At 66.6% G+C, this 5,036-nt stretch carries 2 protein-coding genes; both read left to right on the top strand.

What is annotated here, in order from left to right; translation table 11 throughout:
• Window positions 1–4,206: amino acid adenylation domain-containing protein (locus ACFWCF_RS26225; protein ID WP_378568016.1), on the top strand; the 4,206-nt coding region annotated here is incomplete at its 5' end.
• 172 nt (window positions 4,207–4,378) lie between these two features.
• Window positions 4,379–5,036 (top strand): AMP-binding protein (locus tag ACFWCF_RS26220; RefSeq protein ID WP_378568013.1); only part of this gene is annotated, 658 nt, incomplete at its 3' end.

Here is a 5,036-nt window from a genome sequence, read left to right as displayed (position 1 = left end):
ACGGAGATCGCGGTGGCGGCGGTGTTCGCGGATGTGCTCGGTGTCGAGCGGGTCGGTCGGGGTGACGATTTCTTCGACCTCGGCGGAAACTCCCTGCTCGCAACAAGGGTGGTCGGTCGCCTCCGATCCGAACTCGGTGTCACGGTCACGGCGGCGGCATTGTTCGACGAACCGACGGTGGCGGCCCTGGCGGCACATGTGGACGCTGCGCCGTCGACCGGACCCGCGCTCCTTGCGCCTCGGACCAGGCCCGATCACCTGCCGCTGTCCTACGCTCAGCAACGCATGTGGTTCCTCAACCGCCTGGAACCGCAGTCTTCGCTCTACAACATTCCGCTCGCGGTGCGGCTCACGGGCCATCTCGATGTGGACGCGATGCGCACCGCGCTCGCCGATATCGTCGGGAGGCACGAGACCCTGCGTACGGTCTACCCCGAAATCGACGGCGTCGGTGAACAGAGAATCCTCGAGCCTGCCGCCGTCGAATTCGATGTGGCCGTCGAAACCGTGCAGGCAGAGGACCTTCCGCAGCGACTCGCTGAGCTCACGGGTGAAGCGTTCGACGTCACGACGCAGGTCCCCGTGCGCGCATACATTCTCGCGACCGGTCCGAGTGAACACATTCTCGCTCTGGTGATGCATCACATCGCCGGTGACGGATCGTCGCTCGCCCCGCTCGTGCGCGACCTCGTATCCGCATACACCGCGCGCAGTGGAGGTGCTCGACCCGATTGGGTCCCGATGCCCGTCCAGTACGCCGACTACACACTCTGGCAGCGCGAGCTCCTGGGATCCGACGAGGACCCGCGTTCTCTCGCGGGTCGGCAGCTCGCCTTCTGGACCGAGACCCTCGAAGGAATCCCCGGAAGCCTCGAGCTCAGCACCGACCACCCACGTTCCGCAATCCTCGGATCTGCAGGCGACCGGGTGCGCGCCGAACTCGACTCCGAGATGTACCGGCGGATCTCCGAACTCGCACGTGGCAGTGGTGCCACTCCGTTCATGGTCATGCACGCCGCCCTCGCGGTGCTCCTGGCGCGACTGTCCGACACCACCGACGTGGTGGTCGGCACCCCGGTCGCCGGACGATCCGCACCCGAACTCGACGACGTCGTCGGGATGTTCGTCAACATGCTTGCCCTCCGCACGCCGGTCGAACTGGGGGACACGTTCGTCGACCTGCTCGAACAGGTACGAAAGGTGGACCTCGCAGCGTTCGACAACGCCGATGTCCCCTTCGAGCGGCTCGTCGAGGTTCTCGACCCGGTACGGTCGCCCGCACAGCATCCCGTGTTCCAGATCGGATTCTCGTACCAGAACTTCACCGTCGACTCCCTGGACCTGCCCGGGCTGAAGGTCGAGCCGCTCGACGCCGCCTCGACGTCGGTGCGGTTCGACCTCCACGTCACGATCGTCGACCACGGCGCCGGTGGTGGACGGGACGGATTCGGCATCGAGTTCGGCTTCGCCACAGAACTGTTCGACCGGCCGTCGGTGGAACGGATGCTCGCCCGGTACGTGCGCATCCTCGATGAAGTGGTCGGCGATGCATCGGTCCCTGTCGGCGATGTCGACCTGCATGATCCGCGGGAACTCGAAGCCATGCTGCATGCGTGGGAAGCCGAGCAGCGCGCCGTCGGACCCGGCCGGACCCTGGCCGACCTGTTCGATGATCAGGTACGCGCGACACCGGACGCCGTGGCGCTGGTGGACGGGGCCGACACCATCACCTACCGGGACTTCGCGACGCGTGTGAACCGGTTGGCTCGGCTCCTCATCGAACGCGGTGTGGGCCCTGAGACGGTCGTGGCACTCGCCATGCGCCGCTCGACGGATCTGGTCGTCGCGATGTATGCGGTAGCCGAGGCGGGCGGCGCCTACCTGCCGCTCGACCCCGAGCACCCGGCCGAAAGAATCGGATACATCCTCGACACGGCGTCCCCGGCCGGTGTGCTCACCACCTCGCAGGACCGGATCGATCTACCTGACGACGCCTTCGTTCTCGAGCTGGATTCCCTCGATCTCGACACCTACGACGGCAGACAGATCCGCAACTCCGAGCGACTCGCACCCCTGCGCTCCGGCAACGCCGCATACGTCATCTTCACCTCCGGCTCGACAGGCCGCCCCAAGGGCGTCATGGTGTCGCACGGTGCGATCGTCAATCAGCTCGTCTGGAAGCGTGAACACTTCGCACTCACCGCGTCCGATGCGGTGCTCCTCAAGACCGCGGCGACATTCGACCTGTCGGTGTGGGAATTCTGGTCCGCGCTGACCGCGGGCGCGAGGCTCGTGATCGCGGCACCCGACGGACACCGCGACCCGGCGTATCTCAACGACCTGATCCGACGCGAACACGTCACCACCCTGCACGTCGTTCCGTCGATGCTCGATGCACTGCTCGACGACGCAGGCGGCGAACTGCCCGACACGCTGCGTCAAGTCCTGGCGATCGGCGAGGCGCTGCCCGTCGACACTGCCGAACGGACGCTGGCGCACTCCGACACCGGATTGGTCAACCTCTACGGCCCGACGGAAGCCGCCGTGTCGGTGACCGCTCACGAGGTCGTCGACACTTTATCCGGCTCCGTACCGATCGGCGACCCGGTGTCGAACACACAGGTGTTCGTCCTCGACGAACGGCTCCACCCGGTGCCGCCGGGCGTGCCGGGTGAGCTGTACCTCGCCGGTACTCAGCTTGCGCGCGGCTATCTGGGGCGACCCGGCCTGACGACAGAGCGTTTCGTCGCGAACCCGTTCGGCGACCCGGGGGCCCGGCTGTACCGAACGGGCGACATCGTGCGGTGGCGACCGGACCACGACACCGGGTCCGGCACTCTCGAATACCTCGATCGCGCGGATTCACAGGTCAAGGTCCGCGGATTCCGCATCGAACTCGGTGAGATCGAGGTTGCGTTGCGCACGTTGCCCCAGGTACGTGAGGCAGTGGCCTCGGTGCAGTCGGGGGACCGTATCGTCGCGTTCGTGGTCCCTGCCGGTGACCATCTCGATGTTCCTGCGATGCGTTCGGAACTCGCTCGGATGCTGCCCTCCTACATGATTCCGCAGGGCTTCGTGACCCTCGACGCGGTGCCGCTGAATATCAATGGCAAGGTCGACAGAAAGGCTCTGCCGGAACCTGAGGTGACGCCCCGACCGTACCGAGCACCGCGCACCTCGACCGAGAACGTCGTCGCGGCTGCCTTCGCAGACGTGCTCGATGTGTCGGGGAAAGTGGGCCTCGACGACGACTTCTTCGAGATCGGGGGCACGTCGCTCAGCGCGGTGAAGGTGGCCGCCCGCCTGCGGGACTACCTGTTCACCGAGGTGCCGTTGCAGTGGCTGTTCCTGCAGTCGACCGTGGCGGAACTGGCTGTCCGAATCGACGCCGAAGTACTCGACGGCCGCGCCGACGCCACGGGTCCTTTCGACGCCGTACTTCCGTTGAAGACCGGAGGCACAGGTGCACCGGTGTTCTGTTTGCACCCGGTGACCGGCCTTTCCTGGAGCTTCGCAGGTCTTGCTCGCCATCTGGGCGACAATCGCCCCGTCTACGGGCTGCAGTCGCCTGCCCTGCAGGAAGGCACCGACCTGCCCGCCGATATCGAAGCCTGGGCCGACATGTACGTCCGGACGATCCGCGAGATCGCACCGCGCGGCCCGTATCACCTGGTGGGCTGGTCGATGGGCGGTGTGCTGGCCCATTCGGTCGCGGTCGCGTTGCAGCGTCAGGGCGAACAGGTCTCGACCCTGGCAATGCTCGACACGTACCCGGCCGACGCCGACAGCGACAGCGATGCGGGCACGATTGCTGTGCCGACACTCGCCGACATGTTCGGCAGCGGCGCCGACGTTCCGGAAACACCGATCACGGCACTCACACCCGAGGCTGCGTTCGATCTGGCCGATTCTCTGCCCGCGCCGCTGGGCGATCTTCCCCCCGCTCGTATCGAGCGCATGTTCGACGGGGTGCGTCACTCGTACCGCCTGCTGGCCTCGCACCGGCCGGGACGCTTCGACGGTGATCTGCTGATCTTCGTCGCGGGTGAGGACCGCAGCGCGTCCACTGCCGATGCCTGGCACCGCCATGTGAGTGGAGTGGTCGCCGCCGAGGTGGTCCAGGAGACCCACTGGCGGATGCTGTCGCGCGATGCCGCGGCCCATGTCGGCTCGGTCCTCGGCCGTTGGCTGGCGGGGCGCGCCTGACCGGTAACAACTGAACAACCCGCGAGATGGGGTGGTCCTTATCACGGATCACCCCATCTCGCTGTGTCCGACTCGCCCGTAACGTGAAGAACCGGAACCCGATGGTCTAATGGGGCTGGATAACGTCCGGTAGCCCGCCGGACCAGACGCGGACGTAGGTGCGAGGAAAACAGTGGTGAGTGACGCCTGGCGTGAGCACGGCACGGGTCAAGGGGACAATGCACGGATGAATCTCGATGATCCCCGTGGTGAACGTCCGTCGGCTGCCGGAGGCCCGCGCGCCCGTCAGCGCCCGGCGCGGCGTCGCGAACCCCGCGCGTTGCTGCTCCCGCAGCTCTTGGCTGCGGCGGTGGAACGCGACCCATCGGCCACGGCGGTCGTACATGAGGATCGCTCGCTGACCTACGCGGAGATCGACGAAGCATCGTCGAAACTCGCCCGGCTGTTGATCGGTAGGGGAGTCGGCCCGGAGGACGTGGTTGCGCTCGCGTTCGTTCGCTCACTCGAGTCGGTGCTTGCGACCTGGGCCGTCGCGAAGACGGGTGCCGCATTCGTCCCCGTCGACCCGAACTACCCTGCCGACCGGGTCGAGCACATGACCGTGGACTCCGGCGCTTCCCTCGGATTGACTCTCGCCGCGACAGCACCGACGTTACCGGCCACGGCGCATTGGATCGCACTCGACGATCCGGCAACAGTGGCGGAGCTCTCGGAGTTACCTGCAGGACCGGTGTCGTTCGATGAGCGGGTTCGGACGTTGCGGGTCGAGCATGCGGCGTATGTGATCTATACGTCGGGGTCGACGGGTAGGCCCAAGGGCGTGGTGGTCA

It is taken from the genome of Rhodococcus sp. NPDC060090 (assembly GCF_042729855.1).
Lineage (GTDB): Bacteria > Actinomycetota > Actinomycetes > Mycobacteriales > Mycobacteriaceae > Rhodococcus.
This window is presented reverse-complemented; position numbering and strand designations above follow the sequence as displayed.